This is a genomic window from Planktothrix sp. FACHB-1355 (assembly GCF_014748295.1).
GTDB classification, from domain to species: Bacteria; Cyanobacteriota; Cyanobacteriia; order Cyanobacteriales; family Aerosakkonemataceae; genus Aerosakkonema; species Aerosakkonema funiforme_A.
In genome coordinates, this window is sequence record NZ_JACJUP010000677.1 from 1 (window position 1) to 3,826 (window position 3,826).

Below are 3,826 nucleotides of genomic sequence, written 5' to 3' on the forward strand. Positions count from 1 at the left end.
AACCCCTAGCCCCTAACCCCTAATCTCTTTTTTCCTCCAGTTCCCGAACGGATTCAATTAACGATCGCACTTCTTCAGTACCGGCAGAAGGTTCAAATCGGAAGGGAAATTTGCCTCCGATCAGCATCCGCAATCCCAATGGCCCCAAGCTAATCAGTCCTTTAATATCCTTAAAAGAGTTACCGACAACCTGCAAACCAAACTTGCGTTCGTCAATCCAGCCGCCTTGTTTAACTAGCTCTACCAATACTTTACGGTGGCGAATCGATCGACTGTCTTGCTCATTCTTGCGAGCGAGAATTTCATTTTTAATTTCCCCAATGCGATCCATCGGCGCTACATCCATCGGACATACTGCGTTGCAGTAAAAACAGCGGGTGCAACCCCACACCCCCTTAGTACCTTGATTGTATTGTTCTAGACGAGATTCTGTTCGATCGTCGCGAGAATCTGCTACCATCCGATAAGCTTTAGCTAAAGCGTGAGGCCCGACAAATTCTGGGTTGACTTCGCGGGCATTGCATTCGGAATAACAAGCGCCACAAAGAATACAATTGCCTGTGCGATCGAGTCGCGATCTCTCTTCGGGTGTTTGCAGAAATTCCCGTTCTGGAACTTGTCTTGCACGAGTACTCACGTAAGGCTCGACTGCTTCCAGGTTATCCCAGAAACTTTGCATATCGACGACCAAATCTTTAATCACCGGCATATTGCCCATTGGTGCGATCGTAATCTCTGGGATCGATTCTGGTAATATATCAGTCGGATCTAAATTTGTCGCGCTAGCGGTTACCTGTTGCAGACGAGAAAGTTCGCTGCCAACATTTTCTTTACAAGCTAAAGCCGATCGACCGTTAATCCGCATCCCGCAACTGCCACAAATGGTATTGCGACAATTTTTGCGAAACGCTAAACTTCCATCTTGTTCCCACTTGATACGATTCAGGCAATCTAGGATTGTATTCCCCGCTTCTACATCCAGCTGATAAGTCTGAAAGCTAGGGCCAGTATTCTCGTTCTGCCTGAAAATTTTAAAAATAACTTGCATTGTCTGGAACCTTATGTCAATATCTAAATCCGCAGTAGCAAAAAGCGCCTTTTCTCCAGAGCTAGCTGTACCACTATTTCTAGTGTAAGCTCGAACATCTCAACCCCGGCCAAGCACAGCACAATTTAGTTTCATTGGCAAGGGGATACTGCTTTTTTAAATTAGCTTCTACCAACCACTCTAGAAGTATAGTTCTGTCTGTTTGAGTAAATCTTCTTAAAGATAGATTTTTATTTTTCAAATGTCCCAAAAAGTAATGAAATTTGGCTTAAAGAGGAGGAACGTTACTTAGATAGCAGAGCAACCTCTAACTTGAGTGGTGAGGTAGATAGACTTCAGCCACCTTCAAAACGGCTGTTTCTCCTGCCAACTATTCAGACATCATTAAATAAGACGTTGTTTCTCCTCGTTGAGAGCAGTAAATCAATTTTTGCAGACATTTACTCCAAATTTTGTAACGGGATGTATCTTTTTGGGGGGAAATCTGCTCGATCGCCTTTGTCGAGAAGCACTACAAGCGTCAAAAGTCGAGTCTGGAATTACCAAAGCACAAAAAAATATTTAATTTCGAGTATAGTTCGCTCGAAATAGTTGCCAAAATACCCACATTTAAGGATATATTCTTTATATGGCTAAACTTGACAGCCTAATCTATTAACTAAGCTAAAAAGCGTAGTTTTCACAAACAGATGACTGAAACTGCAACAGCACCATTAACAGGAAAGGCACTTCTTCAAAAAGTAAAAGAACTTTCCCACTTACCCAGGCGCGAAACGGCAAAGCGCTGCGGGTACTACTCGGTATCGAAAAATAACCAGGCCCGCGTCAATCTGACAGATTTTTATGACGCTCTGTTGGCGGCGCGGGGTATTCCTCTCGATCCGGAAGGAGCGAAAGACGGTCGCGGTCGCGAAGCGACTTATCGAGTTAGCGTCCATAAAAACGGTCAGATTGTTATAGGCTCGACCTATACGGAGTCAATGGGATTAAAGCCCGGTGATGAATTTGAAATAAAACTGGGCTATAAGCACATTCACTTGATCCAAGTTGATGCAGATAAAAATGGGTCGAGGAATGGTAAAGTAGCAGCCGAGGAAGGCGAGGAAGGCGAGGAAGAGGAATAAAAATCCCAATCGCACTTGACGCTGATTCACTGACACCAAAGCAAAGGGGGCGGTATGATTGCTTCCTTTCCAGCTAATGTTTGAAATCCCCCGATTGATGCGGTGCAGTGGCAATGAACCTATTTGAGCGCAGAGTTGGGGCAATGCTATTATTCGTCGCTGAAGCTCCAGCACTTTTGAGGGCGATCGCTTTTTTGTTAGTATGGGTGATATGTTGGTTGCCCATAGCTATTCCTATAGCGATCGCACTCAAATGGCATCCTCCCAAACCATTGGAAGCAAAGCAAAAGTTGCCTTTATTGGCATCCCTTTACCTAATTGCGCCTCTATTATTATGGGGAATAGCTGGGGTGGAGGGGGTGTCTTTCTCAAATTATGGTATTACACTCAACCCTAGAATTTTATTTTCGATGGGGTTGGGTCTTGCCGGAGGTGCGATCGGTATTGCGATCCTATTTGCTATACAATGGGCGTTAGGCTGGGTTGATTGGCAGATAGAAAAAGATACAAAACTCTTACAAATTCTGCTCACTACCCTGTTAATAGGGTTGTGGGTAAGCGGGACAGAAGAGTTAATTTTTCGCGGTTTCCTGCTGAACGAACTTCAGCAGGATTATTCTATATGGATAGCAGCGATTATTTCCAGTTCGATATTTGCCTTGCTGCATTTGGTTTGGGAAATTCGGGAAACTTTACCGCAATTACCGGGACTGTGGTTGATGGGAATGGTATTGGTATCGGCGCGGTTAGTAGATAATGGTAGTTTGGGTTTGGCGTGGGGATTGCACGCGGGTTGGATTTGGGGTATTGCTACGATCGATACAGCTAAATTGGTTAAATATACTGATAAAGTTTCGCCTTGGATAACGGGTTTTTGGGAGAAACCTTTGGCGGGGGTAATGGGAATTTTGTGTTTGTTGGCAACTGGGTTGGTGTTGATGAGGATTTGATAAAGTCGGTTTCTGAACTGATGAGTGCGTATTATCACAGCCCTAAAATGAAAACCAGTGGTAAAATAGCCGCAAGTTTCGGGTGTGGTGCTGGATGAGCGTGGTGGTGATAGGCGATCGACAAGTCGGGAAAACAAGTATGGTCATAGCCTTGCATGACCCAGGTACTAAGCACGTCAAAGTGCTTACCGACCTGAAAAAATATTACGATCCCGATACTGGTCTAATAGCAGGTACTTCTAGGAAAGAGGAAGAAACCTTGCTAGTGGAAGTTAAGCTACCGGGAGGGGAAAGGGAAATCCAAGTTCGTTGGATAGATACTCCCGGTGAAGCTTGGGAAAAATCTAAAGAGTGGCAAGAAACAAAATTGGCGGCTTGGCAGGGTATCCAAACAGAAGTCCGTAAAAGTCAAGCGGTGCTGCTCTTGCTGCCTCCCCAGCGTATCACAACGGAAGAAGAACTGCGGCGTCCAGATGCTTGGACTAATAACTTGGCAAGCTGGCTGCAATTTTTCAATCAAAATTGTGCTACAGTCCAACACATTCTGATTTCGATTCACAAAGCAGATTTGTTTTGCGACTTTCAAGCTGAAGCCAAAAGGTGGCGATACGAACAATCGAAAGGAATGCGTTGGATTGAATACAATAGAGATCTCCAACATATAAACTAAACTGCGATCGCCAATGGTAAAATAGAGTTTTACC

Annotated in this window: 4 protein-coding genes; 3 read left to right on the forward strand and 1 reads right to left on the reverse strand. The window is 44.4% G+C overall.

Going from position 1 to position 3,826, the window contains the following annotated elements:
- Positions 1–19: 19 nt before the first annotated feature.
- On the reverse strand, positions 20–1,048 hold the full coding sequence (locus H6S82_RS22880; RefSeq protein WP_190475632.1) for a succinate dehydrogenase/fumarate reductase iron-sulfur subunit: 1,029 nt from the start codon (positions 1,046–1,048) through the stop codon (positions 20–22).
- A 689-nt stretch (positions 1,049–1,737) separates the two neighbouring features.
- Between H6S82_RS22880 and H6S82_RS22885 the strand changes: the two genes are divergently transcribed.
- The 3 genes from H6S82_RS22885 to H6S82_RS22895 all read left to right on the forward strand — a co-directional run bounded on the left by H6S82_RS22885 (position 1,738) and on the right by H6S82_RS22895 (position 3,792).
- Entirely contained in the window at positions 1,738–2,172 is a 435-nt protein-coding gene (locus tag H6S82_RS22885; RefSeq protein ID WP_190475630.1) for an AbrB family transcriptional regulator, read from the forward strand.
- A gap of 143 nt (positions 2,173–2,315) precedes the next feature.
- Entirely contained in the window at positions 2,316–3,122 is an 807-nt protein-coding gene (locus H6S82_RS22890) for a CPBP family intramembrane glutamic endopeptidase (RefSeq protein WP_242057076.1), read from the forward strand.
- A gap of 94 nt (positions 3,123–3,216) precedes the next feature.
- Positions 3,217–3,792 carry a GTPase domain-containing protein gene (locus H6S82_RS22895; RefSeq protein ID WP_190475626.1) on the forward strand — a complete coding sequence of 192 codons (576 nt, stop codon included), beginning with the start codon at positions 3,217–3,219 and terminating at the stop codon, positions 3,790–3,792.
- Positions 3,793–3,826: the final 34 nt, after the last annotated feature.

Excerpts from the sequence above, each read along its gene's own strand:
- H6S82_RS22880 (WP_190475632.1), bottom strand. The coding sequence starts at position 1,048 with ATGCAAGTTATTTTTAAAATTTTCAGGCAGAACGAGAATACTGGCCCT.
- H6S82_RS22885 (WP_190475630.1), top strand. The coding sequence starts at position 1,738 with ATGACTGAAACTGCAACAGCACCATTAACAGGAAAGGCACTTCTTCAA.
- H6S82_RS22890 (WP_242057076.1), top strand. The coding sequence starts at position 2,316 with ATGCTATTATTCGTCGCTGAAGCTCCAGCACTTTTGAGGGCGATCGCT.
- H6S82_RS22895 (WP_190475626.1), top strand. The coding sequence starts at position 3,217 with ATGAGCGTGGTGGTGATAGGCGATCGACAAGTCGGGAAAACAAGTATG.